The 25,784-nt window shown below is 71.1% G+C and carries 22 protein-coding genes; 8 read left to right on the top strand and 14 right to left on the bottom strand.

The features are described 5' to 3' along the window. Window positions 1–3 precede the first annotated feature (3 nt). From AC1ROW_RS10970 to AC1ROW_RS10950, 5 genes are read right to left on the bottom strand one after another with little or no spacing between them, the layout of a single operon-like run. The gene (locus tag AC1ROW_RS10970) at window positions 4–762 is read right to left on the bottom strand and encodes an SDR family NAD(P)-dependent oxidoreductase (RefSeq protein WP_493018920.1); all 759 of its coding nucleotides are present in this window, start codon (window positions 760–762) and stop codon (window positions 4–6) included. After that, on the bottom strand, window positions 753–1,934 hold the full coding sequence (locus AC1ROW_RS10965; protein WP_493018919.1) for an ATP-NAD kinase family protein: 1,182 nt from the start codon (window positions 1,932–1,934) through the stop codon (window positions 753–755). The genes AC1ROW_RS10970 and AC1ROW_RS10965 overlap by 10 nt, the downstream gene beginning before the upstream one ends. Further along, a complete protein-coding gene (gene gcvPB, locus AC1ROW_RS10960) occupies window positions 1,931–3,538 on the bottom strand; it encodes an aminomethyl-transferring glycine dehydrogenase subunit GcvPB (protein WP_493018918.1) in 1,608 nt (535 codons plus the stop codon). Before gcvPB ends, AC1ROW_RS10965 begins: the two co-directional genes overlap by 4 nt. Continuing rightward, complete coding sequence (gcvPA, locus tag AC1ROW_RS10955) at window positions 3,535–4,911, bottom strand: aminomethyl-transferring glycine dehydrogenase subunit GcvPA (protein WP_493018917.1); 1,377 nt, start codon at window positions 4,909–4,911, stop codon at window positions 3,535–3,537. Before gcvPA ends, gcvPB begins: the two co-directional genes overlap by 4 nt. Then, window positions 4,908–6,950 carry a beta-galactosidase gene (locus tag AC1ROW_RS10950; RefSeq protein ID WP_493018916.1) on the bottom strand — a complete coding sequence of 681 codons (2,043 nt, stop codon included), beginning with the start codon at window positions 6,948–6,950 and terminating at the stop codon, window positions 4,908–4,910. The genes gcvPA and AC1ROW_RS10950 overlap by 4 nt, the downstream gene beginning before the upstream one ends. A gap of 152 nt (window positions 6,951–7,102) precedes the next feature. On the opposite strand from AC1ROW_RS10950, the gene AC1ROW_RS10945 reads away from it, so the two are divergent. Further along, entirely contained in the window at window positions 7,103–7,762 is a 660-nt protein-coding gene (locus AC1ROW_RS10945; protein ID WP_493018915.1) for a GntR family transcriptional regulator, read from the top strand. Between the two features lie 40 nt (window positions 7,763–7,802). Continuing rightward, window positions 7,803–9,029 carry an endo-1,4-beta-xylanase gene (locus tag AC1ROW_RS10940; protein ID WP_493018914.1) on the top strand — a complete coding sequence of 409 codons (1,227 nt, stop codon included), beginning with the start codon at window positions 7,803–7,805 and terminating at the stop codon, window positions 9,027–9,029. 3 nt (window positions 9,030–9,032) lie between these two features. Here the strand turns inward: AC1ROW_RS10940 and AC1ROW_RS10935 are convergent, their stop codons facing one another. From AC1ROW_RS10935 to AC1ROW_RS10905, 7 genes are all read right to left on the bottom strand, one after another. Further along, window positions 9,033–9,854, bottom strand: coding sequence for a carbohydrate ABC transporter permease (locus tag AC1ROW_RS10935; protein ID WP_493018913.1), 822 nt, complete (start codon window positions 9,852–9,854; stop codon window positions 9,033–9,035). Then, window positions 9,851–10,771 (bottom strand): carbohydrate ABC transporter permease, encoded by a 921-nt coding sequence (locus AC1ROW_RS10930; RefSeq protein ID WP_493018912.1) that lies wholly within the window; start codon window positions 10,769–10,771, stop codon window positions 9,851–9,853. Before AC1ROW_RS10930 ends, AC1ROW_RS10935 begins: the two co-directional genes overlap by 4 nt. Window positions 10,772–10,773: 2 nt before the next feature. Beyond that, window positions 10,774–12,081, bottom strand: a complete 1,308-nt coding sequence (locus AC1ROW_RS10925; RefSeq protein ID WP_493018911.1) for an ABC transporter substrate-binding protein — start codon at window positions 12,079–12,081, stop codon at window positions 10,774–10,776. Between the two features lie 84 nt (window positions 12,082–12,165). After that, window positions 12,166–13,776 carry an amylo-alpha-1,6-glucosidase gene (locus tag AC1ROW_RS10920; protein ID WP_493018910.1) on the bottom strand — a complete coding sequence of 537 codons (1,611 nt, stop codon included), beginning with the start codon at window positions 13,774–13,776 and terminating at the stop codon, window positions 12,166–12,168. Then, the gene (locus AC1ROW_RS10915) at window positions 13,773–14,642 is read right to left on the bottom strand and encodes a carbohydrate ABC transporter permease (protein ID WP_493018909.1); all 870 of its coding nucleotides are present in this window, start codon (window positions 14,640–14,642) and stop codon (window positions 13,773–13,775) included. Before AC1ROW_RS10915 ends, AC1ROW_RS10920 begins: the two co-directional genes overlap by 4 nt. Further along, window positions 14,639–15,619, bottom strand: a complete 981-nt coding sequence (locus AC1ROW_RS10910) for a carbohydrate ABC transporter permease (RefSeq protein ID WP_493018908.1) — start codon at window positions 15,617–15,619, stop codon at window positions 14,639–14,641. The genes AC1ROW_RS10915 and AC1ROW_RS10910 overlap by 4 nt, the downstream gene beginning before the upstream one ends. Before the next feature lie 10 nt (window positions 15,620–15,629). Next, window positions 15,630–16,925: an ABC transporter substrate-binding protein gene (locus AC1ROW_RS10905; RefSeq protein WP_493018907.1), complete on the bottom strand. Its 1,296-nt coding sequence runs from the start codon at window positions 16,923–16,925 to the stop codon at window positions 15,630–15,632. 173 nt (window positions 16,926–17,098) lie between these two features. On the opposite strand from AC1ROW_RS10905, the gene AC1ROW_RS10900 reads away from it, so the two are divergent. Both AC1ROW_RS10900 and AC1ROW_RS10895 read left to right on the top strand, forming a co-directional pair. Next, entirely contained in the window at window positions 17,099–18,127 is a 1,029-nt protein-coding gene (locus tag AC1ROW_RS10900) for a serine hydrolase domain-containing protein (RefSeq protein ID WP_493018906.1), read from the top strand. 38 nt (window positions 18,128–18,165) lie between these two features. Further along, window positions 18,166–18,567, top strand: coding sequence for a DUF6855 family protein (locus AC1ROW_RS10895; RefSeq protein ID WP_493018905.1), 402 nt, complete (start codon window positions 18,166–18,168; stop codon window positions 18,565–18,567). Between the two features lie 18 nt (window positions 18,568–18,585). Here the strand turns inward: AC1ROW_RS10895 and AC1ROW_RS10890 are convergent, their stop codons facing one another. Further along, window positions 18,586–19,194, bottom strand: coding sequence for an NUDIX hydrolase (locus AC1ROW_RS10890; RefSeq protein WP_493018904.1), 609 nt, complete (start codon window positions 19,192–19,194; stop codon window positions 18,586–18,588). Window positions 19,195–19,293: 99 nt separating this feature from the next. Between AC1ROW_RS10890 and AC1ROW_RS10885 the strand changes: the two genes are divergently transcribed. Next, the gene (locus AC1ROW_RS10885) at window positions 19,294–19,920 is read left to right on the top strand and encodes a TMEM175 family protein (protein ID WP_493018903.1); all 627 of its coding nucleotides are present in this window, start codon (window positions 19,294–19,296) and stop codon (window positions 19,918–19,920) included. 47 nt (window positions 19,921–19,967) lie between these two features. Then, window positions 19,968–20,156, top strand: a complete 189-nt coding sequence (locus AC1ROW_RS10880; RefSeq protein ID WP_493018902.1) for a hypothetical protein — start codon at window positions 19,968–19,970, stop codon at window positions 20,154–20,156. A 33-nt stretch (window positions 20,157–20,189) separates the two neighbouring features. Here AC1ROW_RS10880 and AC1ROW_RS10875 read toward each other — a convergent pair whose 3' ends face one another. Further along, window positions 20,190–20,417, bottom strand: a complete 228-nt coding sequence (locus tag AC1ROW_RS10875) for a hypothetical protein (RefSeq protein WP_493018901.1) — start codon at window positions 20,415–20,417, stop codon at window positions 20,190–20,192. A 99-nt stretch (window positions 20,418–20,516) separates the two neighbouring features. Here AC1ROW_RS10875 and AC1ROW_RS10870 point away from each other — a divergent pair, with 99 nt between their 5' ends. Further along, on the top strand, window positions 20,517–23,363 hold the full coding sequence (locus AC1ROW_RS10870) for a hypothetical protein (RefSeq protein ID WP_493018900.1): 2,847 nt from the start codon (window positions 20,517–20,519) through the stop codon (window positions 23,361–23,363). Window positions 23,364–23,503: 140 nt separating this feature from the next. Further along, window positions 23,504–25,753, top strand: coding sequence for a glycoside hydrolase family 3 C-terminal domain-containing protein (locus tag AC1ROW_RS10865; RefSeq protein ID WP_493018899.1), 2,250 nt, complete (start codon window positions 23,504–23,506; stop codon window positions 25,751–25,753). The last annotated feature ends 31 nt before the right edge of the window (window positions 25,754–25,784 follow it).

The following is a 25,784-nucleotide window of genomic DNA, read 5'->3' as shown; positions in this document are numbered from 1 at the left end:
CGACTACGCGATGCCTCCGCCGTCGGCGACGAGGGCGGTGCCGGTGACGTAGGAGGACTCGTCGCTTGCGAGCCACACGACCGCAGCCGCGATCTCGCTGGGCTCGCCCATCCGGCGCAGCGGGCGGTCGGCGGCCTCCGCGAGGAACGAACCGGTCTCCTGGCCGAGCTGGCGCGCCTCGTCGCGGAGCATCCCGGTGTTCACGTCCCCCGGGTTGATCGAGTTGACACGGATGCCCTGCGGGCCGTGGTCGATGGCGAGGGCGCGGGTCATGTTGACGACGGCGCCCTTGGACGCGCAATAGGAGATGGCCTGGCCGCCGCCCTTCAGGCCCCAGCCGCTTCCGGTGTTGATGATGGAGCCTGCGCCGGCCGCGGCCATGACCGGGACGACGTGCTTGCACATCAGGAAGACGCCGCGGACGTTGACGCCGAAGACGCGGTCCCACTCCTCGACGGTCGTCTCGACCGCGGTGGTGCGGCGGATGATGCCCGCGTTGTTGAACGAGATGTCCACGCCTCCGAAGGCCTCCACCACCGCGGCGACCACGCGCTCCACGTCGGCCTCGGCGGACACGTCGGCGCCGAGGGCGATCGCTTCGCCGCCGGCGGCGCGGATGTCGGCCGCGACGGCCTCGGCGGCCTCCTGCTGCAGGTCGACGACGGCGACGCGCGCGCCCTCGGCCGCGAAGGCGAGGGAGGTCGCGCGGCCGATGCCGCCCGCTCCTCCGGTGACGATGGCGGACTTGCCGGCTAGACGCATTCGGGTACTCCTTCGGTGGGGGCCGCTGACGCGGCACTGACAGGGTAGAGGCTCGCGCTGCCGGGGCCGGTGGTCACGCGGACGTGACCGGCCAGCCGCAGGTCGAGAGCCGGGTCGCCGGTGTCGACCAGGAGCGGCCGGCCGGCGAGGTCGATGAGCTTCTGCTCCGTGGCGACCACGAGCAGGGGATCGGCGCCCAGCGCTGCGACGACGCGCGCCGACAGCTGCTGGTTGCCGCGGCCGAGCAGGAAGCCCTGGCCGCCGATCACGGTGACGATCGCTTGGGCGTCCTGATCCCGCACGGCGTCGAACGCCTGCTGCTCGGTGACGTCGCGGGCGAGGAGGCGGGCGTCCCGGTCGGCGTCGATGGTGACGACGTCCACGCCGAGTGGGGACGTGTCGAGTCCGAGCAGGCGGCCGAGCTCGGCGGTGGTCCCACCGGGGCCGATCAGGTAGCGGACACCGGACCGCATCCGGTCGACGGCGCCGGCTGCGGCGCGGCGGACCGCCTCCCGGGAGCCGGCGGGGGTGGCGGCCTTGCGCGCCTGCGTGCGTCCGGCCGCGACGGGGACCGGGACGAGCGCGAACAGGCGCGGGTCGGGGCGCCCGGCGCGCAGGAGTTCCTCGTCGAGGTCGAGCACCTCGGCAACGGTGGTGGGGAGCGGGGAGCGGAGCCAGTCGGCGGCGAGTGCGCCGGCCGCGGCGGGGCCGACGGCGAAGCAGGCGGAATACATCTTCACGCCGGCGGGGATGCCGAGGATGGGGACGGCGGGGGACTGCGGCAGCCCCCGGGCGACATCCCTGGCGGTGCCGTCGCCGCCGGCGAACAGGATCAGGGTGGCCCCCGCGTCGCGGAGGGCCGCCGCGGCGCGGGCGGTGTCGTCCGCGGTCGTGGCAGGCGATACCGCGACGTCCGCCGGCGTATATGCCACCCGCGGCATGAGTCCGGCCTCCCGAACCGCGTCCTCTCCCAGCGGGCCGGCGGCGGTCAGCACCGATACTTCCGGCCACGCGCGCGCGAGCACCTGCAGCGCCTCCACCGCCCGTTCGCCGGCGCGGCGGTGGCCGCCGCGGCGCAGCGCCTCACGCTGCACCGCGGCGCCGTCGCTGCCGGCGAGCCCCGCCGGGCCGCCAAGGCCCGCGACCGGGTTCACGATGAGCCCGATCGTCACACGACTGCTTCCAGGACGTCCTCGGACGGCTGCACGGCGGTCTCCCCGAAATGCTTCCGCCGATACGCGCGCCAGGTCACGGCCCAGCGCTCCGGGTCGTCCAGGTCGTCGTGGTGGGTGTGGTGCACGGTCTGGTTGTGCGGCGCGGTGCGGACGACCTCCGGGGTCTCCCGCGCCTCCCTGGCCACCTCGGCGAGCACGCGCGCGTACTCCTCCAGCTCGGCCTTCGAGTACGACTCGGTCGGCTCCAGCGTGAACGGCTGCGGCACCACGTACGGGTGGTGGCTGGTCCAGTAGTGCATCCCGAAGTCGCTCGCCCGGATGCCGATCTCCTCCGAGCTGATGCCGGTTTCCTCGAACAGCTCCTGCCAGGAGTAACGCACCTGCTCGATGCGGCGCCGGCCGGTCGCGTACGGAGCACTGGTTCCGGGGATGTCGAGGACGAGCTTCATCAGGTAGTTGTTGTTCAGCACGGCGGTCTCCGCCACGGCGCGCAGGCCGGGGGCGCCGAGCGCGCGGAGCCACGCGTAGGTCCGCACGATGTTCGGGATGACGCCGTAGAAGGGCGCGACCGAGCCGATCGACTGCGGGCGGTCGGCGTCGAGCACGTAGCGGCCGTCGACCTTCTCGACCACCGGGCCGGGCAGGAACGGCGCCAGCGCCTCCGACACCGCGTTGGCGCCGGACCCGGGGCCGCCGCAGCCGTGCGGGGTGCCGAACGTCTTGTGCAGGTTGAAGTGGCACACGTCGAAGCCGGCGTCGCGGGCGCGGGTGATGCCGAGGATGCCGTTCGCGTTGGCCTGGTCGTAGGAGGCCAGCGCGCCGACCGAGTGCGCCAGCTCCACCCACTCGCGGATCCGCGGGTTGTAGATGCCGGTGTCCTCGGGGTTGGTGACCATGATCGCGGCCGTGCGCTCGGAGAGGGCCGCGCGCAGCGCCTCCACGTCGGGATAGCCGTCGGCGTCAGGGAAGATCGTGATCACCTTGTAGCCGGCCATCTTCGCCGCGGCGGCGTTGGACGGGTGCGAGAAGATCGTGGTGATCACCTCGTCGCGCTGCTCCGACTCGCCGCGTGAGGCGTGGTAGGCGCGGATCATCGAGATGTTCGCCCAGATCGCCTCCGACCCTCCGCTCGTCTGGAGCGAGACGCGGCTCATCCCGGAGACCTCCGCGAGCATCCGCTCGGTGCGCCAGACGATCTCCAGGACGCCCTGTGCCGACTCGGGATCCTGCAGCGGGTGGAGTTCTGTGAGGTCGGGCGTGCGGATGATCGCCTCGTTGACCTTCGGTGCGTACTTCATGGTGCAGGTGCCCTGGCCAACGTCGACGTTGAGGTCGGCGCCGAGGTTCTCCTGGCTGAGCCGGAGGTAGTGCTTGAGCACCCGCAGCTGCCCGAGCTCTGGGAGCGCCGGCGCGGAGGTGCGGCGCAGCGAGGCCGGCAGCTCGGCGACCACATCGCCCACGGCGGCGCGCACGCCGTCCTCGGTGCGCGACGGGATCACGCCGCGCTCGCCCGGCGTGTGCAGCTCGAAGACGATCGGCTCGTCCCAACGGGCCTGGTGGAAGCGACGCAGGGCGGGCTTGGGGGCGACGGGGAGCGTCATCGTGCGTTCTCCTTCAGGGCGGCGCCGAACGTGGCGGCGAGGTCGTCGATGTCGGTCTGGGTGTTCTGCTCGGTGACGCATACCAGGAGGTGCATATCATCCAGGGCGAGGCCCGGCTCGAAGCCGCGGGCACGGAGCGCGGCCACGAGCTCCGGCGCGGTGAGGGAGGCCGCGCTCAGATCGAGCACGAACTCGCGGAAGTGGATGGCGCCGTCTGCCGCCGCCACGCCGGGCAGCGCGGTGAGCGCCTGACGGGCATATGCTGTCCGCGACATGAGGGCGTCGCCGAGTTCCGCCATCCCCTGCGGCCCCATCAGGGCGAGGTACACGCCGGCAGCGATGCCCCACAGCGCGGCCGCGGTGCCGACCCACTCCTTGCCTTCCTCGCGCACGGCGAACGAGGTGCGGTCGTAGGCCACATCGCCGAACCCGTACTCGCCGGGGACGTCGGTGGACTCCAGCCCGAAGAGCCGCGACGGCATCTCCATCACGAACCGGGTGTCGTCGCGGACGGCGATGAACCCGCCGTGCGCGCCGCCGAACCAGGGGTGCAGGCCGAGCGATTGGATGTCGCCGTGCACGATGTCGGCGCCGAGGTCGGCCGGGGAGGCGAGCACGCCGAGGGTGATCGGATCGGTGCCGGCGACGAGCAGCGCGCCCGCGTCATGGGCGGCGGACGCGAGCTCGCGGATCGCGGTCTCCAGTGCGCCGTGGAAGCTGGGCGTCTCGACCCAGACGGCCGCGGTGTCCGGCCCGACGAGCGCGGAGGCCGCTGCGACGTCGGCCACGCCGTCGACGGTCGGGACGATCGTCAGGTCCGCGACCGGGAGCAGGTAGTCCCGCACCTTCGACAGCTTGTCCGGGTGCGTGTCGCTGACCAGCAGGATGCCGCGGCGACCGGTGATCCGCGTCGCCATCGCGAGCGCGGTCGCCGCCGCCTGGTAACCGTCATAGGTGGGTACGTTCACGACGTCGAGGTTCAGCAGCTCGCCCATCAGCGACTGGTACTGGAACAGCGCCTGGAAACGGCCGTGGTCCTCGTACGGCTCGCCCGCGTACGCGGTGAGGAACTCGCTCCGGTTGATGACCTCGTCGACGACGGCGGGCACCGCGTGGTTGTACGTGCCAGCGCCGAGGAACAGGCGGCCGGGCTCCACCGCGCGGTTGCGGCGCAGCAGCCCGCCGACGTGGCGGACGAGATCCTGCTCCGCGATCAGCGGCTCCGGGAGGTCGAGGTCGCGGCCGAGCCGCAGGTCGGCCGGGACGTCGGCGTAGAACTCCTCGACGCTCGCAGCGCCGACCGCGTCGAGCATGGCCTGACGCGACTCGGGCGCCGTGTTCGGCACATAGGGATGGACGAAGGGGTGGGTCATGCTTGCCTCTCGCTGTCGGAACGGGTCGGGTGCTGGATCACGGCGACGCCGAACGCGTCCAGCGGCAGGCCGTCGCCGGCGGCCGCGCCGGTGAGCAGGTCGATGCCGCCCGGGATGCGCGGAGCGGTCCGCGCCTCCCGGCCGTGATTGAGCACGAAGGTGAAGTCGGTGGTGCCGTCGGTGCGGGTGACGAGCTCGAGGGAGGTGTCCGGCTCGCGCGCCTCGACGCCGGCGGCGGCGAACACCTCCGCGATGACGGCGCGCATCCCGGCGTCGTCCAGCCCGGCCGCGAGGTACCAGGCGGCGCCGTCGCCGTGCGCGCGGCGGGTGAGAGCGGGGAGGCCGGCGAGGTCGCCGTCGGCGAACCGGGCGCGGACCTCCGTGCCGGAAGCGGCCTCGATCCACTCGCCCCAGACGCGGGTCGAGTGGACGACGCCGCCGAGCTCGACCGTGCGCTGGGCGCCGTCGGCGAGCGGCCACCACTCGTCCACCTCGACGCCGAGGAGGTCGCGCAGCGGTCCGGGCGCCCCGCCGTCGTGCACCTGCTCGCGGTGGTCGACCACCCCGGAGAATGGCCCGACCACCAGGTGGCCGCCTGCCGCGACGAACGTCGTCAGCGCCTCCGCCTGCTCGGCGGTCGCCGCGTACAGGTTCGGGATGAGCACGACCCGGTGCGACCCGAACGGTCCGCCCGCCCGCGCGACGTCCACCGGCTGCCCGAGCGCGAACGCGGCGGCGTGCCAGGCGCGCGCCTCGGTCAGCCAGTCCAGTCGCTGCGACGGCATCGACTCGGTCTGGGTCACGCCCCACCACGCGTCCCAGTCGGCGACGAGGGCGACAGTGGATCGCACGCGCGTGCCGCGCACGGCCTCCAGCTTCTTCAGCTCCGCACCGAGCGCCTTGGACTCCCGGAAGCTGCGGCTGCGCTCGCCGCGGTGGCCGAGCATCGCCGAGTGGAACTTCTCGGGCCCGAACTTCGCCTGCCGCCACTGGAAGAACATCACGCCGTCGGATCCGTGCGCGACCGCCTGGAGGCTGCCGAGCCGCAGCTGGCCCGGCGCCTTCGGGACGTTCACGTCGCGCCAGCTCACCGCGCTCGGCGCCTGCTCCAGCAGCAGCCAGGGCCGGCCGTCCTTCAGGCTGCGCATCAGCCCGTAGTTGAGCGCGGCGCCGACGTGTGCGTGCGGGTCGGCGGGGTCGGGGTACGCGTCGTCGGTGACCAGGTCCTCGGCGTCGGCGAAGTCCCAGTAGTCGAGCTCGCGGAACAGGCTCATGAAGTTGGTGGTCACCGCGACCTCGGGCGTGACCTCCCGCAGCACGTCGACCTCGGACTGGAACAGCTCGAGGAGGGCGTCGGAGGAGAAGCGCTCGAAGTCGACGATCTGCGCCGGGTTGATCGGCCCGGTCGCGGTGCGCGGCGGCTCGATCTGGTCGAAGTCGAGGTAGTGCTGGCCCCAGCAGCTCGTGCCCCAGGCCTCGTTGAGGCCGGCGATGTCGCCGTAGCGGGCCTGCAGCCAGCGGCGGAAGTGCCGCGCGGACTCCGGGCACCAGCAGCGCGCGACGTGGTCGCCGTACTCGTTCGAGACGTGCCAGAGCGCGAGGGCCGGGTGGTCGCCGTAGCGCTCGGCGAGCGCGCGGGTGAGCCGGAGGGCGGCTGCGCGGAACACGGGAGAGCTCGGGCAGTACGACTGCCGCGACCCGAACTCCAGCCGGACGCCGTCGGCGTTGCAGGGCAGCACCTCCGGGTGCTCGCGGATGAGCCAGGCCGGGGGCGTCGCGGTGGCGGTGGCGAGGTCGACGGCGATGCCGTTCGCCCAGAGCAGGTCGATGATCTTGTCGAGGCCCGCGAAGTCCCACCGGCCGGGCTCCGGCTCCAGCAGCGGCCAGGAGAACACCGGGAGCGTGACGATGTTGACGCCGGCCTCCACCATCAGGCGGACGTCCTCGGCCCAGACGTCTTCCGTCCACTGGTCGGGGTTGTAGTCGCCGCCGTAGGCGAGCGCGTCGAGCCGGATGGTCCGGGGCGCGGGGATCGTCATCGGTCTCCTCTTACGTTCGTGCTGACGTTTCCGGGGTCGATTCCTTGTGCCGGGAAGGTGTCGACTGTATTCTGTATACAGTAACGCTAAAGGGATCGAAGCGACGGGTCAAGCCCTAAGCTGGCGACCACGAGTCCGGCCGGGAGGGTCACATGGCGATCGAGCGCAAGAACCTGCGTTCCCAGGTGCGCGAGGAGTTGCTCACGCGGATGCGCGCCGGGGATGTCCGCCCGGGCGAGAGCATCAACGAGGTGCAGCTCGCCGCCGAGCTCGGCGTGTCCCGCACCCCGCTCCGGGAGGCCCTGATCGCCCTCGAGAGCGAGGGCCAGATCGAGAGCGAGAACGGCAAGGGCTTCCGCTTCGTCCCGCTCAGCGCCCAGGAGTTCGAGGACCTCTGCCCGATCATCGTCACGCTGGAGGGTCTGGCGCTCGACCTGTCCCCGGTCGACGAGCTCGCCGCCCTCGGCCGGCGCCTCGCCGCGCTCGCCGCGTCGTTCACGGACGACGTCGCCCAGCACGCCGTCGTCAACCGCAAGGACGACGAGTGGCACAACCTCATGCTGAGCGCCTGCCCGAACCGGAAGCTCCTGGAGCAGATCGCCCAGGTCCGCAGCGCCATCCACCGCTACGAGAGCCTCCTGGTGGGCGACGATGTGCTCGTGGAGCGCTCGGCCGAGGAGCACGCGCAGATCGCCCGCCACCTCGTGGAGCGGGACGTCCCGGCCGCGAAGGCCGCGCTGGCGGAGAACTGGACGAACGGGATGCGCCGCCTGCTGGCGGACGCCGGCATCGACTGGGAGCGGTTGACCTGACGCCGCGCGGCCGTTCGCTCCGCACCGGTAGCGTGGCCGCATGGAGACCGTCACCCGTCCCGCGTCCGCACCCGATCATCGCACCGGAAGCACGGTCGTCACCCTGCTCGGCCCGGACGGCTCGCCGCTCGCGAACCGGGAGGTGACTGTCGAGCAGCGCTCGCACGCCTTCGGGTTCGGCAACATCGGCTTCGACTTCGTCGAGCATGGCACCGCGGGCGCCGAGCCGTGGCTGCGGCTGTTCAACCAGGCGACCCTCCCGTTCTACTGGGGCACCTTCGAGCCGGAGCGCGGCCGGACGCGCGCGACGCGCCTCCACGAGACGGCCGCCTGGCTCGTGGAGCAAGGCGTGCGGGTGAAAGGCCACCCGCTGGTCTGGCACACCGTGCAGCCCGACTGGCTGCTGGAGGCCGGCGGGAACGATGAGGTGGAGCGGCTGCTGCGGGAGCACGTGCGCGACGTGGTCGCCGGCTTCGCCGACGTCATCCAGCTGTGGGACGCGATCAACGAGACCGTGATCATGCCGATCTTCGCGAACGGGGACAACGCGATCACCCCGCTCGCGGCGGCACGCGGGCGCCAGTACCTGATCCGGTTGGCGTTCGAGGAGGCGCGCGCCGCGAATCCCGGCGCGACCCTCGTCATCAACGACTTCGACCTCTCGGCGGACTACGAGCGCGTGATCGATGAGGCGCTGGCCGGGGGAGTGAGCATCGACGCGATCGGCCTGCAGACCCACATGCACCAGGGATACCGCGGCGAGGAGGAGATCCTGTCGATCGTCGACCGCTTCGCCCGGTTCGGCCTCCCGCTGCAGCTGACCGAGACGACGTTCGTCTCCGGCCACCTGATGCCGCCCGAGATCGAGGACCTCAACGACTACCGGATCGAGGAGTGGCCGACGACGCCCGAGGGGGAAGCCCGCCAGGCCGATGACCTGGAGCGCCACTACCGCTCGCTCTTCGGCCATCCCGCGGTCGAGTCGATCACCTACTGGGGCTTCTCGGACGCCGGCGCCTGGCTGGGCGCTCCCTCCGGGCTCGTGCGGGCCGACGGCTCGCCGAAGCCGGGCTACGACGTGCTGGATCGGCTGATCCGGGACGAGTGGTGGACGGGGCCGACGCGACTGCGCACCGACCACGCCGGCCGGATCCAGGTGGAGGGCGTCGCGGGTGGCTACGCGGTCGCGGACGGAGCTGCGACGGCGGCGTTCGAGGTCGGGCGCGGCGAGGAGTCCGCCGTCGTCGCGACACCGGCGGCATCCTGACCTTCAGCCCTTCACCGCTCCGCCCAGCAGCCCCGACACGAACTGCCGCTGGAACAGCAGGAAGATCACCAGCAGCGGCAGAGTGGCGAGCAGCGAGCCCAGCATGAGGCCCGAGTAGTCGACCCTCGAGAGCCCGATCATCGTATTGAGGGCCACCGGGATCGTGTACTTGTCCTCCGTGTTGAGCATCAGCAGCGGCCAGATGAACGCGTTCCATTGGCTGACGAAGGTGTAGATCACGAGCGCCGCGAGCTGCGGCCGCGCGATCGGCAGGACGACCCGGTAGAAGGTGCGCAGCTCGCCCGCGCCGTCGATGCGTGCGGCCTCCACGATCGTGTCGGGGAAGTCGACGAACGCCTGGCGCATCAGGAAGATCCCGAAGGCGTTGGCCAGGAACGGCAGGATGACCGCCTGGTAGGTGTCGATCCAGCCCAGGCTCGCCATCATCTGGAAGAGCGGCACGAGCAGGACCTGCATCGGGATCATCATGGTCCCGAGTACGACGGCGAGCAGCAGGCCGCGGCCGCGGAATCGGAACTTGGCCAGCCCGTAGCCGGCGAGCACGCTCACGGCCGAGCTGAACACGGTGTAGATCACCGCGATCAGGAGGCTGTTCAGCATCACCTGACCGAATCCGGTCTGCTCCTGCAACCGGGTCAGGTTCGCCCAGAGCCGGCCGCCCGGGAGGATCGGCAGCGGACGCGCGAACAGGTCGGCGGTCGTGTGCGTGGAGGCCGTCAGCATCCAGAGGAACGGCACCACGCTCAGGACGGCGCCGGCGGCGAGCAGGACGTAGACGGGGACGTGGCGCAGCGCGCGGATCATTTCTTCTCCCTCAGCAGACGGAACTGGATGATCGAGATGACGCCCGTGATGAGCACGAGCAGCCAGGCGATCGCCGACGCGTAGCCGGGGTCGAACTGCTGGAAGCCCACCTTGTACAGGTAGAGCACGGGCGTGAGGGTGGCGTTGTTGGGCCCCCCGCCGGTGAGGATGACGTTCTCGTCGAACAGCTGGAGCGCGCCGATCGTGGACGTCACCGTGGTGAAGACGATCGCCGGCCGGAGCTGCGGCACGATCACCCGGGCGAAGGTCGTCCAGCGTCCCGCCCCGTCGACTCTCGCCGCCTCGTATTGCTCGGCCGGGATGCTCTGCAGGCCGGCGAGCAGGATGACCATGTTGTAGCCGGTCCACCGCCAGGTGATCGAGGCGATGAGCGCCACGCGCGCCCAGAGCTCGCTGTCCAGCCAGTCCACGGGCGCGACGCCGAACAGCCCGAGCAGCTGGTTGACGGCGCCGCCGTCCGTGGTGAGCAGCACGCGGAACACCACCGAGTACGCGACGAGCGTGGTCACGGCCGGCAGGAAGTAGAGCAGCCGGAAGCCGGAGCGGAACCGGAGCCAGGTCTGGTTGAGCACGTACGCCAGACCGAGCGCGATGCCGATCATCAGCGGCACCTGCACGAGCAGGATGAGGAACGCGTTCCCGAGGCTCGCGGCGACGAGCGGGTCGCGGAACAGCCGGACGTACTGGTCGAGGCCGACCCAGCGCAGCTCGCCGCCCTGCGTGCTGAAGAAGCTCTGCCACAGCGAGATCACGAGGGGGTAGGCGAAGAAGACGGCGAAAAGGACCGCGGCGGGCAGGGCGAACCAGGCGCCCGGTCGCTGGAGCCTGCGCCCCAGCGACCGGGACCCGGCGGACCGTGCCGTGCGACCCCGGGCGACCGTGTCGACGGCGACCATGCTCAGCCCGCGATCGTACGGCCGGTGGCCGTGGCGATCTGCTGCGCGGCGTCCTTCAGCGCGGCGGCCGGGTCCTTGCCGCCCAGCACGGACGCGGCGACGGCGGCGCCCACGATGTCGGTCGCCTTCGCGGTGTCGGAGGTGTAGGCGATCGGCGGGATCTTCGCGGTCTGCTCGGCGAACAGCGCGTAGACCTTCTGGCCGCCGAAGTACGGGTCGGGCTGCGAGAAGAAGGAGTCCTTCAGCGCGGGCAGGTACGCGGGGAAGAGCCCGTCCTTCTTCATCATCGACACCTGGTTGGCGCGGTCGGCGAGGGCGAACGAGACGAACGAGGCCGCCAACTGCGGGTTCTTCGCCTGCGCGGGTACCGCGAGACTCGAGCCGCCGTTGTTGGAGGTGCGCGCGCCGCCTTCCGTGAACGCGGGCAGCTCGGTGACGCCGTACTTCCCGCTCAGCTCCGGCGCCTCGCCGGTGAGCGTGGCGGTCCACCAGACGGCCTCCGGGGTGACCGCGGAGTCGCCGTTCTTGGCGCTCGTGACACGGGCGTCCCAGCCCTTGACGTTCTTCAGGAGGCCCTTGTCGTTGAGCTCCTTCTCCAGGGTGAGCGCGGCGACAGCCTTCGGCCCGGAGACCGTGATGCGGCCCTTCGCGTCGAACAGGCCGGAGCCCTGCTGCTGCAGGAGCATCTGGAAGAGGCCGCCGGTTGCGACGTCCGCCGTCACCAGGGGGTGGCCGGTCGCGGTCTTGATCTTCTCGCCCGCGGCGACCAGATCGTCCCAGGTGGCGAGCGAGGCGGGGTCGACGCCGGCCTGCTCCAGGTAGTCGGAGCGGTAGAAGAGGCCGACGGTGCCCGAGTCCCACGGCGTGGCCTTGATCGCGCCGGAGGCGTCGGTGGCCGCCGCCCACTTGGACGGGTCGAAGTCGGCCTTCTTGTCGCCGATCACCGGGGTGAGATCGACGAAGCCCTTCGGGAACTGGGTGAGGTAGCCCGGTGTGTGGTCGGTCTCCAACGTCACGACGTCCGGGAGGCCGGTGCCGGCCTGGAGGCCGACCGAGAGCTTGTCGTAGGCGTTGTCGTAGCCGACGTCGACCACCTTCACGGTCGTGCCGGGGTGCTTCTGCTGGTACTCGCCGGCGAGCCGCTTGAGCGCGGTCGCGGCGGCGTCCCACGACCAGACCGTGATGCTGCCGGAGGGCTTGGCGTTCGGGTCGAGCTTCGCGGGCCCTGATGCGGGCGACCCGGCCATCGCGCAGCCGGTGAGGGCGAGCACGGCGGCGGCAAGCGGGACGAGGGTGCGCAGGCGTTTCATGGGACTCCTTTGTCGGTGGAACGTGGCGTTGTGATGGGTCGTCGGAAAGGTCGTCGGGATGGGTCGGCGGAACGGGAGGAGCGCTCAGGCGCTGACCTGCACAGCGAGGTCCACGAACAGCGCCGCCGACCAGCCGAAGGCGGTCGTCGCGCGCGGCGCCTTCGTGCCGGTCTCCGGGTTGTAGTACTCGTGCGGTCCGCCGCCGTGCCGGACCAGACGCAACGTCTCCTCGATCAGCGCACGCGAGCGGTCGGGGTGGCCGGAGACCGCGAGGCCTTCCGCCAGCAACGCGTTGACGTTGACCCAGACCGGGCCGCGCCACATGCGTTCATCGGAGTAGGAGGGCTCGCGGCGCGCCACGGTGGGCACGGACCACTTCGTGGCGAACCGGGTCGGGTCGTCCAGGGCGGCGAGGATGCGGGCCACGTAGCGGCCCGGCAGCCGGCCGGTGAGCAGCGGCAGGAGCGAGACGGCCGTCTCCGCGTCGATGGGGGAGCCGGCGCCGTACGAGCGGAAGTAACCTGCCGACTCGTCCCACATCCCTTCCAGCAGTGCGAGGGTGCGGGACGCGCGAGAGGCGTGACGGGCAGCTGCGTCCCCATCCCCGACAGCTCGCGCCCGGGCGGCCAGCAGGTCGTCCTGCAGGATCAGGTAGGCCGCCAGGTCCGGCGACGCCACCGGAAGCTCCGCGTCGAAGACCGGGCTGTCGTCCAGTCCTGACGAGTACGGGTGGCCGTACTCGGGCATCCCGTCGCCGTCGAGGTCGGAGCCGGCGAACCACCAGTCCTGGCTGCGGGCCACGGCCTCCCAGGCGCGATCGAAGAACGCCGGGTCGTCGACGTAACCCTCCAGCCTGCGCAACGCCCAGGCGGCGAGCGGCGGCTTGGTCAGCGGGATGGGCGCGGTCGGATCGGCGATGGCCGAGCCGGCGCGCCGCAGGTTCTCCCGGTCGCCGGGCGGGAGGTCGTCGCTCGACGCGAGGATGCCTTCGTCGTGCACCACGTCGGGCAGCTGCCCGTCGGCACGGGGGAACGCGAAGGCCAGCTCCAGCTGCTCACGCGCCAACTCGGGATCGCCGTGCCGGAGGCCGGAGGCGATGAAGTAGGCGTCCCACTGCCAGAGGCCGACGTAGCCGATCTTCGACGGCACGACCGCGCGGGCGCCGCGGCCGGGCAGCGACACGATGTTCGCCCCGAGCACCCACCAGCAGAACGCGGTCATGTCGGCGAGGTCGCCGCGGACCTGCGGCGTACGGGCGAACCAGTCGTCCCACACCCGGGAGGTCGCGGCGAGAGCGTTATCGTGGGCGTCGCCGCGGGAAATCCCATCTGCGGAGATCCGCACCGCGCCGTCCACCGAGGAGAGCAGGAGCGCTTCGCCGGACGGGAGGCCGACCTCCACCGTCCACGACCCGTCTCCGCCGATGCTCAGCGCGGACGGTCCGTCGAAGGTGAGCGTCACGCCGTCCAACTCGACCCGGTCGGGGCGCACGCGCGAGACGCGGATCGCGCTCCCCTCGCCGTCGAGCACCCGCAGCGCCCGCACCAGCACGCAGTCGTCCAGGTCGCGCTCGTACTCCGCGAGACGGATCGTCAGTGCATCGCCGTCGCGGAACACCAGGATGCGCGACCCCGGCAGTGTGAAGGGCGCCGTCACCAGGTCGAGGTACGGCGACACCCGGTCCGCGGCGCTCACCGGCCGCCCAGCCCCGACGCCGCCATGCTGTTCAGGATGCGCCGCTGCCCGATCACGAACGCGATCAGCATCGGGACGGTGGCGATGGCCGAGGCCGCCATGATCAGCCCGTAGTTCACCGAGCCGAACTGGCCGCGGAAGCTCTGCAGCAGCAGCGGCACCGTGAACAGGTCCTGGGTGTTGAGGATCACCAGCGGGAGCAGGAAGTTGTTCCAGGTGCTGAGCGCCACGATGATCGCCAGCGCGCCGAGTCCCGGCTTCAGGTTCGGGAGGATGATGCTCCAGAAGATCCGCCAGCGGCCGGCGCCGTCGACGATCGCGGCCTCCTCGAGCTCCTTCGGCAGCGACAGCACGAACTGGCGCATCAGGAACACCGCGAACGGGTTGGCGAGCGCGGCCGGCACGATGAGGGCGAGGTGCGAGTCCACCCAGCCGAGCTTCGCCATCAGGAAGTAGAACGGGATCAGGGTCACCTGCATCGGGATCATCTGCGTCGCCAGGAAGACGACGAACAGCACCCGGCTGCCGCGGAACGGGATGCGCGCGAACGCGTACCCGGCCATCGCGGCGGTGACCAGCGTGCCGGCGACGACGAGCACGGCGATGTAGATCGTGTTCCAGTAGGCGGTGCCGAACGGCACGTCGTTCCAGGCGTCCACGTAGTTCTGCAGTGTGAACGGCTGCGGCCAGAAGCTCAGCGGGTCGTTCAGCAGCTGCGGCAGCGACTTGAACGACGTGATCAGCATCCACAGGAACGGGAACACCATCGCGATCCCGCCGGCGAGCAGCACGACGTGGAGGACGGTCTTGCGGGCGCGGGCGGCGCCACGGCCGGTGCGCGGCGTCCGGAGCTCTGCGGCGGTCATGCGGCACCATCCTCGTAGTGGACGAACTTCTTCTGCGCGGTGAACTGGATGCCCGTGATGATCAGCGTGATGACCAGCAGGATGATGGAGGCCGCGCTCGCGGGGCCGAACTGGAACTTCCCGAAGCCCAGGTCGTAGATGTGGTAGACGATCGTCCGGGTCGCGTTGTCGGGCCCGGCGTTCGCCGTGAGGATGAACACCGTGTCGAAGGTCTGCAGCGAGCTGATGAACGCGATGACCGTCGAGAAGAAGACGATCGGCGAGAGCAGCGGCAGCCGCACCCGGAAGAACAGGGTGAGCGCGCCGGCGCCGTCGAGCCGCGCGGCCTCGATGACCGCGGGGGAGATGTTCTGGAGGCCGGCCAGGAAGATGATGACGTTGAGGCCGACCGACGACCAGATGGTCACGATGCACACCGCGAGCAGCGCCAAGTGCGGGTCGCCGAGCCAGTCCGGCGGCGCGATGTGGAATACGGAGGCGATGAGGCCGCTGATCACGCCGTCTTTGCGGAAGAGCTGCTGCCAGATCATCGCGACCGCGACGGACGAGGTGACGACCGGCGCGAAGAACAGGATGAGGTAGAGCGTCCGGGTCTTGAGCCGCTCGAGCGCGACAGCGAGGACCACGGCGAGGTCGAGACCGATCGGCACCGTGATGACCGCGATCAGCAGGGTGTTGAGGATGGCCCTCCCGAACAGCGGGTCGGACAGCTCCGTCCTGAAGTTGTCGAAGCCGACCCAGCTCAGGTCGTTGAGCCCGTCCCAGTGCGCGAAGGCGAGCACCATGCTCGCCACGAACGGCACGACGACGAAGAGCGCCATCCCGAGCAGCTGCGGGCCGACGAAGACGTAGCCCCAGCGCCGGTCGCGACGCCGCCAGGCGGACTCCCTGCGGAGCCCGCCTGGCGTCGCGGGGACGGCGCCGGCCTCGGCGAGGACTGCTGCTTCGGCAACGGCCTGCTGACCCACTGCGCTCACGTCCGTCGCCTCACTTGCCGCCGGTCTTGTCGGCGATCATCTTCGCGACGTCGTCGAGCGTGGCCTGCGTGGACTCCTTGCCCTGGTACAGCGCCAGCATCTTGTCGCTGATGTCGCTGGAGAGCCCGGGGACGGACGCCTCCGTGGTCGGGTCCTCGAACCCGATGTCGCGCATGTCGAGCAGCGTCTGCGCGTGGGCAGGGTAGCCGTCGAGCACGACGGAGTCGGCGCCCTTGATGGACGGGACCGCGTTGCCGCCGCCCTTCAGGCGGAAGGTCTGGCCTTCGGCCGACAGGAAGTTCGTCCAGAAGGTGAACGCCGCGTCCTGGTTCTTCGTCTTGGCGTTGATCGCCAGATAGCTGACCGCGACGCCGGTCGGCGCCGCCTTGCCGGAGGGCGTCGGCCACGGCGCGACGTCGTAGTTCTCCGGGTCGCCGGCGGCCTTCACCGTGCCGATCGTGTAGCGGCCCTGGACGAAGAAGCCGGCCTTGTGGGTGACGAAGACGCTGTCCGCTCCTGCGCCCGTCGGGAGGGTGTCCGCGACGACGAAGGTGCCGTTCTGGAAGTTCTTGGCCAGGACATCCATCGCTTTGACGCTGGTCTGGTCGGTGTTCGCGACGAACTTCCCGCTCGCGTCGAAGGCTTTCCCGCCCTGCGACGAGATCCAGCCGTAGTGGGTGGACCAGTAGTTCCAGAACATCGAGCCGGTCAGTCCGGCCTTGTGCAGCTTCTCGTTCATGTCGAGGTACGCCGCGGTGGTCCACTTGCCCTCGGCTGCGAGCTTCGCCGGGTCCTCGGTGACGCCGGCCTTCTTGAGGGCCGCCTTGTCGTACCAGAGCGCGTCCGGGTTGGAGTCGTTGGGTGCCGCGTAGTGCTCGTCGCCCTTCTTGGTCGCGCCGAACAGGCCCTGCGCGAAGTCCGCAGGCTTGGTCTTGCTGGCCGAGGAGTTCATCAGGGCGTTGAGCGGCAGAAGCGCCTTGGAGTTGACGAACTGGCCGATCTTGTCGTCTCCGATGTAGAAGACGTCAGGGGCGGTGCCGGAGGCCAGCTGTGCGAGCAGCTTGGTGTGGTAGTCGCCGTAGTCGGCGACCGGCTGGAGCACGACCTTGATGTCGGGGTGCTGCTTCATGAACTGGGTGTCGAATTCCTTGTACCGGGTGAGTTCCTCGGGAGTTCCCCAGGTGGACCAGACGACGGTCTTGGTGCCGGATCCGCCGCTGCCGGAGCAGGCGGCGAGCCCGAGGGCCAGCGCGGCGGCCGCCGTGATGGCCAGCGCCCTTCTCACCGTTGAGTCGACGCGTGACATGAGTACCTCGTTCCTTGAGAGTCTCTGCTGTGATGGTGCTGTGGGGGTGGTGCGGTGGTGGTGCGGTGGTGATCTGTATTCTGTATACAGTAGGCAGATGACGAACGCAAGTGTGCGCTGGGAGGCGCGCGCCCTGCCTTGCACCGCCCCCCGAGGCACGCGATGATGCGGTCATGCCCGACTTCCGCCGCGTCCTCGATCTCGTGGACGCCCGCGGGGGCGCGTCCTGGTTCACCGTCATTCACGGCGGGGAGGTGGTCCTCGACCGCCGGGTGGGCTGCGACAGCGACGCGCTGTACTACACGTTCTCGGTGAGCAAGCCGTTCGTGGCGCTCGCCGTGCACCTGCTCGCCGAGCGCGGGATGCTGCGCCTGGACGATCCCGTGGCCGCCCACTGGCCCGCCTACGCGCGCGGCGGCAAGTCCGACATCACCATCCGGCATGTCCTCTCGCACCGCGCCGGCGTGCCGTACTCGACCGGCACCCTCCTCGGCGACACGGTGCGGATGACCGACCCGCGGCGGTCCGTGGCGGCGGCGGAGGACGCGCGTCCGCGCTGGGCCGCCGGTGAAGTCGTGGGTTACCACGTGCTGAGCTTCGGTTTCATCCTCGGCGAGCTGGTCCGCCGCGTCAGCGGGATGCCGGCCGAGCGTTTCATCGCCGAGAACCTGCTCCGGCCGGCCGGCCTGACCGAGACGACCCTCGGCCTCCCGGATACCGCGGCCGACCGGGCCGTCCCGCTGCGCGCGCTGAGCGCTCCCGAGCGGGCGCGGACCCTCCTCTTCAACCGGCCGCGCACCCGCGCGGTGCCGGTGCCGGCCGCGGCGGTGAGCACCAACGGCCGCGAGCTGGCGGAGTTCTACCGGATGCTGCTCGCCGGTGGCGAGGGCGTCCTCCGGCCGGAGACGATCGCCGCGGCGCGGGCCGTCTCGAGCGACGGCGAGCCGGACCGCATCATGGGTTTCCCTGTGCGCTGGGCGCACGGCTTCCAGCTCGGCGGCCCGATCGGGCTCCCCCGGCCGACCGGCTCGCGCGCCGACCCGCGCACCTTCGGCCACAACGGCAGCAGCATCTGCAACGTCTGGGCCGACCCCGTGCGTGACATCGTGCTCGCCTACCTGACCAACACCGCGGACGAGCGCCGCCGGGCACTCCGGCACCTCAGCGACGTGAGCGACGCGGTACTGGTGGCCTGCGGCTGAACAGGTCCAGACTTCTCGCAAGGGTGACAGGAGGAACCATGAGCGCAGGCACGAAGGACGATCCGTGGCGGCTGACCACGGCGCCGGGCACCTCCGAGTACACGATGTACCGGGACGACGAAGCCGACCCGCCCGCTCTGGTCTGCCAGGTCGGCTCGACCCGGCTGAGCTACCATGCCAGCGCGATCGACGACCTCACGGCGTGGCTGCGCGAGCAGGGCGACTGGGTGCCGCTGGGCGCCGCGGACGAGAACAAACCGGTGGTCGCCGGCACGATCGAGGCCTGGGGCCGCGACCCGGTCAATCCCGTCGGCGGCTGGTACGGGCTGCGCAAGGGCTACCGCGGCCGGTTCGGGATGTACCTCCCGCCGCTGCTGGAGCAGCTCGGGCTGATCGAGCTGACGCACGATGCCCGCAACAACAAGGCGCGGGCGAAGTAGTTCGACCAGGTGGCGCGTCTACCGGGTGGTCGTGCTGGAGGACGGCTGCCGGGACTCCGACCCCGAGGTGCGCCAGGTGCTCACCGCGAAGGTGTTCGCCCGCGGCGGCGTGACCGTGACCAGCATCGACGACTTCATCGCGTCGGTCGCGTAGCGGACGACCTCGGCCAGGCCCGGCGCGAGCTCGCCGGCCGGTTGCGGGGCGTCCAGCTCGTCCACCGGCAGCCAGTGGAGCTCCTGCGACTCGTCCTCGCCCGGCAGCCCCGCCGGGTCGCCGGTCGCGACGAACGCATAGACGATGTCGGTGTGGGCGTGCTCGTCGGTGATGGGGTGCACGTCGACAAGGAGCGGCGTCGGCAGCACGGCGATGCCCTCCGCGCGCTCGATCCGGTGCGCCGGCTGAAGCAGGAGCAGCTGCTCCAGGTCGTAGCCGGACTCCTCCCGGAGCTCGTGCGCCACTGCGGCCCACGGGTCCTCCGCACGTTCGACGTGGCCGCCCGGCTGCATGAGCAGCCCGCGCTTGCGGTGGCGGTGCACGAGCACGTGCGTGCCGCCCTCCCGCTCGCGCAGGACGATCGCGCTCGCTGTGAGGTCGTACTCGCCCGGCCCCGTATTGAGATGCGCCATCCCCCCAGTCTGACCGATCCCCACCCGCCGAGTACGCAGACTATTCGCGGACTCGACGGTTTCCGACCGATTATTCGCGTACTCGGGCATGATGTGCGTATGGCGCAGGTTCGGACGCGGGGATTCGACCGGTTGGTCAACTTCTCGGACGCGGTGGTCGCGATCGCGATCACCCTGCTGATCCTGCCGCTCGTCGACGCCAGTTCGGAGGTCGCGCACGAGGGCATCGGCGCCTACTTCCAGCACAACTTCTGGCAGCTCCTCGCGTTCGCCATCTCGTTCGTCGTCATCGCGCGGCTCTGGATGGTGCACCACCAGGTGTTCGGCTGGATCGAGGGCTACACGGCGGGCCTGCTCTGGCTCAACATGCTCTGGCTGGCCTCCATCGTCTTCATGCCGTTCACCGCCAACGTGCTCTCCGACAGCCCGAACGGCCGGCCGGACGTCTATGCGCTCTACATCGGCGACCTGCTCCTGACGACGCTGGCGATGCAGTTCATGGGGATTCTGATCGTCCGCACGCCCGGGCTCCTGACGGCGGAGGGGCGCGCGCAGTCCGACCTGCTCCGCGGCTGGACCTTCGTCATCCTGATCGCCCTGGCGCTCGTGCTCGCGGTCCTCGTGCCGGCCGTCGGGATGTTCTGGCTATTCATCCTGTTCCTGTCGCAGCCGCTGCACCTGCTCCTGACCAGGCTGCGCCGCTCGCGCGAGCACGCGGACGTCTGAGGCGGTCGACCCTTCCCAGCGCATCGGCCGGGGGATATCGTCGCGTCATGCGACCCAAGACCTTTTTCGTACTCCTCGTCATCGCCGCGGCCTACGTCCTGGGCTCCCGCGCTGGCCGGGAGCGCTACGACCAGATCGTCGAGTCGGTGACCGCGTTCTGGAACGACCCGAACGTCAAGAAGGCGCGCAAGAACGCCAAGAAGCAGGCCGAGAAGGCGCGCAGGCGCTACGCCTGAGCGGTCGCCCGCTCAGCGTTCGCGGCTCGCGGCTCACGGCTCGCGGTAGTCGCCCTCGGTGTAGTCGCCCTCCGGCGCCTCAGCGGGCTCCTCGACATCGGTGTAGGTGCCCTCGACGTCGGGCACCGGGCCGGGGTTCTCCTCGCTCTCGGTGTACTGACCGTGGACCGTGCGCTCGTGGGGTCCTTCGTCGTCGGACTCGGTGTAGCTGCCCTCGAGGTTCTCGCGGGCGTCGCCGATGGGCTCTTCAGGGTTGCTCATAGCGAGGAGAGTACGCTGTCGCGGCCCGCTCGACCAGAGTCCTGCACAGTCGTGCAGAAGCTGTAGACGCCCCGGTCCGCCCCCCGGTACCCTGCGGGCATGGCGCGGTCGCCGTCGGTCTTCGCTTCGCGCGGGCCGACCGTCCTGGAGCTCCGGATCCACGGGATCAAGAACACGCCGCCGGCGGAGATGCTCGGCGTCGCGCCGGGCGACGTGCGCCCCGACCAGGCGGACGAGAACGGCGGCTTCTACGTGCCGACGGCCGACCCCGTCGATCCGACCGATCCGGCGACGCCGCCGACGGTGATCCGGCGCGAGGGCTACTCGTGGGGGATGCTGGCCCGCTACGGCGGCGGCGCGCTCGTGGCGATCGGCCAGTTCTTCGTGCAGCTCGCCTGGCTCCTCATCCTGCCGTTCGGGCTGTGCAACACCGCGTACTGGACGCGTCGCATCCCGGACCAGCCGCGCACCGGCGAATGGCAGGCCGGCCGCGGCGCGGCGTCGCTGCGGGTGTTCGCGCTCGGTCTGACCCTGCTGTACGTGTGCGCGCTCGCGTCGGTGAGCCTCGACCTGATCGGGACGCAGTGCCTGGCCCGCCCGTCGCTGTGCCCGGCGCTGCCCGGCTGGGTGACCGCCTTCTTCATGTCGCCCGGGCTCGACCACCGCGGCATCCGCGTCGCGCTCCTCTCGCTGGTGCCGATCGCGGGCGTACTGCTGCTGTTCTTCGTCTCGCATCAGGCGCGCACCCGCTACGAGGCCGGGATCTTCGGGACCGTCGCGAAGATCCGCACCGCCGGCGACCTCAGCGGTGTCGCGGAGGGCCAAGCCGCCACCCCGCGCCGCCCTCTCGCGACCGACGGATTCTGGGGGATCACCCGCGTGAAGGCCCCGAGCGAGTTGCTGCACACGGCGGCGGCGTTCTTCCTTACGGCGCTGCTGGTCGGCTGGGACGGCGTGTTCTGGACGTGCGCGCCCGCCGGCGTCGACCTCCCTCCGGAGTGCCTCGACCCGGCGACCACGCCGCTCCTGTCGCGCTGGTGGCTGACGCTGGGCGCCGCGCTCGCCGCAGCGGGCCTGATGCTGATCGTCGTCCTCGTCGTGCGCAACGTGGACACGACGGTGCGCCGCCGCGACGAGCGGGCGATGCAGGGCGAGGAGGCGGCCGTCCGGGACGCTCGCCGGCACTCGCTCATCCGGTTGAAGCTGCGGCAGCGGGAGGCCGTGGCCGGCTGGGTGCTGCTGGCCGCGATCGTCGTGTACGCCGCGGTCGCGGTGGCCGTGGCAGTGCCGGTCGCGATTCCCTCCGGGCGCACCGGCGGGCATGCCCCGTCGTTCCTCGGGCTGGTGATCGCGCCCTCCATCATCCTCGGCGTCCTGCTCGCCATCGCACTCTCGGCGCTCGGCTGGCGCCGCGGCGTGCCGCGCTGGCTGTCGGTGCTCGTGGTCGCCGTGGGCGGCGTCGCCCTGCTGGTCGCCGTCGTCTCGACGCCGAAGGACATGCACCTCGCGCCGCTCACCACCGTCGCGTACCTGCTCGCGGCGCTGTCCGCCGTGCTGCTCGCCGCGCTGGTGATCTTCTGGCCGATGGGCCGCCGCCGCAGTTTCGCCTACGAGGGCTGGCGCGGCGCCGGTCCCGGAGTGATCATGCTGCTCTCGCTCGGGGGCGCGATGCTGCTCTCCACGCTCCTCGTGCTCGGCACTCAGTGTGCGCTCGCCTCATCCGGCGGCCCGACCCCGATCTGCCCGCTGACGCCCGGCGGCCTGACCACCCCGGTCGCATACCGCACCTTCGGTGAGACGGTGCCGGTGATGGCCGTCCTGCTCGTCCTCTTCGTCCTGGTCGTCGCCCTGCTGCGGATGCGGACCACGCCGCGGCTGACGACGCCGGAGACCGTCGGCGGCCGGGCGCTGCGCGAGCCGTTGCGCAGCTACCGCGACGGGCGCGTGCCCCAGGTGAAGTCGGCGGGGAAGCTGGATTTCCGGATGTTGAACGCCCGCCGGTCGGCCGCGCTGTTCCACCGCGGCGAGCCTGTGCTCGGCGTTCTCGCGGCGCTTCTCGCCCTCGGCGTCATGGCCGCAATCGCGCTCCCGCAATCGCTGCGTCCGGTTCTCCTCGACCTCGCCCTCCCGGCGCTCGGCGTGATCTCGGTCGCCGCTGTGGTAACGATCGCGGAGAACGCGATCACGACCAAGGAGCGTCCCATCGGCGTGATGTGGGACCTGATGTGCTTCCTGCCCCGCGCCGGCCATCCGTTCGGGCCGCCCTGCTACGCCGAGCGGGTCATCCCGGAGCTGCGCGACCGCATCGTCGCCTGGTTGGAGGCGGACATCTCCGCCAGCGCGGGGACCGTGGGCGACCGTCGCACCGCCGAGGAGCGCGCCAGGGACGAGCTGCGTGCGCTGACCACGCGCCAGCGCCGCAAGGTCGTCCTCAGTGCGCACAGCCTCGGCGCAGTCCTCGCCGTCTCCACGATCTTCACCCTCGGCGCCGACACCACCGACGGCCTGAGGAACATCGGCCTGCTCACCTACGGCACGCAGCTCCGCGCCTACTTCGGCCGGTTCTTCCCCGAGCTGTTCGGGCCGGCCGCGCTGGGCACTCTCCCCAGCCGCGCGCCGTCGCTGTGGACGGCCGATCCGTGGCTGAAGCAGGTCGTGGAGGACCACCGGGCCGAGGGCTCAGGAGGCCGCGACCCCGCCGAGCGCGACAAGCCCACCCTTCGCGAGCTCCTGACCCAGCCGGACGGCCAGATCGCCTGGGTGAACCTGTGGCGGCGCACCGACTACCTCGGGTTCCCTGACGCGTCCTTCAAGGACAACGAGATCGACCGGGGGGCAGACGAATTCGGACCGCCGCTCTACCTTGTGAAGGTGGCGACGCACCCCAACTACCAGGCCTCCACCCAATACATGACCGCGCTCCGCGACCTCATGCGCCGCCTGTGACGGCGACGCCCTACCGCGATTCGTCACGAATGTCCGTTCTCAGCGTCGCTTTCGCCACATTCGTCACGAATGCGTGCGGCCCCTGAACCATAAAACCGAGTGGTGTAAGGTTTTGTTACGCCGCCGTTCGAAGGAGAATCATGGTCGACAGCCTGCCCCGAGCAACCGAACTCACCCTGGAGGAGAAGGCGTCGCTCACGAGCGGCCGCAGCTTCTGGGAGACCGAGGGCGTGGAGCGCGCCGGCATCCCGTCCATCTACCTGACCGACGGACCGCACGGTGTCCGCAAGCAGGCGCAGGGCGGCGACCACCTCGGTATCGGGGACAGCGTCCCGGCCACCTGCTTCCCGCCCGCCGTCGCGCTCGGCTCCTCGTGGGACGCCGAACTTCTGGAGCGGGTCGGCGCGGCGCTCGGCGAGGAGGCCAAAGCCGAAGGCGTCGGCGTGCTGCTCGGGCCGGGCATCAACATCAAGCGCTCGCCGCTGTGCGGACGCAACTTCGAGTACCTGTCCGAGGACCCGATCGTCTCCGGCCGGCTCGGCGCCGCGCTGGTGCGCGGTCTCCAGTCGCAGGGCGTCGGCGCCTCGCTCAAGCACTTCGCCGCCAACAACCAGGAGACCGACCGGCTGCGCGTGAGCGCCGACGTGGACGAGCGCCCGCTGCGGGAGATCTACCTGCGCGGCTTCCAGCATGTCGTGACGCACGCCCAGCCGTGGACGGTCATGTGCTCCTACAACCGGATCAACGGCGTCTACGCGAGCGAGGACCCGTGGCTGCTCACCTCCGTCCTCCGCGACGAGTGGGGCTTCGACGGGCTCGTCGTCTCCGACTGGGGCGCGGTCAACGACCGGGTGAGCGCGCTCGTCGCCGGGCTGGACCTGGAGATGCCATCCAGCGGCGGCATCACCGACGCGCGGCTCGTCGCCGCCGTGCGCGACGGCTCGCTGGCGGAGCCGGTGCTCGACACCGCGGCGGACCGCGTGATCGACCTGGTCGGCAAGGCGCTCGCCGGGGCTGACGCCGCCGCGACCTACGACGCGGAGGCGCACCACGCGCTCGCCAGGGAGGTCGCCGGCCGCAGCGTCGTGCTGCTCAAGAACGAGGGCGTCCTGCCGCTCGCGACCGACGCGGGCCGCACCATCGCGGTCGTCGGGGAGTTCGCGCGCACGCCTCGCTACCAGGGCGCCGGTTCCTCGCAGATCGTCCCGACCCGGCTGGACAACGCGCTCGACGAGCTGCACGCGCTCGCCGGGGACGCGACGGTCGTCTTCGCCCCGGGCTACACGCTCGGGGCGGACGCCGACGAGGTGGCGCTGACGGCGGAGGCCGTGTCGGTCGCGTCCGGGGCCGACGACGTCGTGGTGTTCCTCGGCCTGCCGAGCGAGGACGAGTCGGAGGGCTTCGACCGCGAGCACCTGGAGCTGCCGCCTGCGCAGACCGGGCTGTTGGAGGCCGTGATCGCCGCCAACCCGCGGGTGACCGTCGTGCTCTCCAACGGAGGCGTCGTGCGCGTCTCCGGCTGGGCCGACCGCGCGCCCGCGATCGTGGAGGGCTGGCTGCTCGGCCAGGCCGGCGGCGGGGCGATCGCCGACGTGCTGTTCGGCGTCGTCAACCCGTCCGGGCGGCTCGCGGAGACCATCCCGGTGCGGCTGGAGGACACCGCCTCGTACCTCAACTTCCCCGGCGAGAAGGGGCACGTGCGCTACGGCGAGGGCCTCTTCGTCGGCTACCGCGATTTCGACGCGCGTGCCGCGGCGGTCTCTTTCCCGTTCGGCCACGGCCTGTCGTACACGACCTTCGCGTTCGGGGAGCCCACGGCGACGGTCACGGCGGAGGGCGGCGTCCGGGTGTCGGTGGACGTCACCAACACCGGTGGCCGTGACGGCCGGGAGGTCGTGCAGGTCTACGTGTCGGTGCCGGGCTCCCGCGTGCAGCGGCCGGTCCGCGAACTGAAGGGCTTCGCCACCGTCGCGGTGGCCGCTGGCGCCACCGAGACCGTCGTGATCGACCTGGCGGCCGAAGACCTGGCCTACTTCGACACCGAGCTCGACGGCTGGACGGTGGAGGGCGGCGACTACATCGTGGCGGTCGGGGCGTCGTCCCGCGACCTGCGCGGTTCCGTCGTGGTGACGCTCGCCGGCGACGGCCGCGCGGCGCCGCTCACCGTCGACTCGACGCTCGGCGAGTGGCTCAACCACCCGGTCGGCGGCCCCATCCTGATGTCTGCGCTCTCCCAGAGCGCGCAGGCGCAGGGCATGGGAGCCATGCTCAACGACCCGGGCCTGCGCCGGATGGCGGAGTCCATCCCGCTCGTGCGCGCCGCCGCGTTCCCGGGCAGCCCCGTGACCGCGGAGCAACTGGACCAGCTGGTGGCGGCGGCGAACCGGTAGCGTACGCCCCTTTCGGTGACGGTGAACCCCC

Source organism: Leifsonia sp. GW821-FHT13C09, assembly GCF_058806435.1.
Note: the sequence above shows the minus strand (reverse complement) of the source record. Positions and strands in the feature narration are given on the sequence as shown.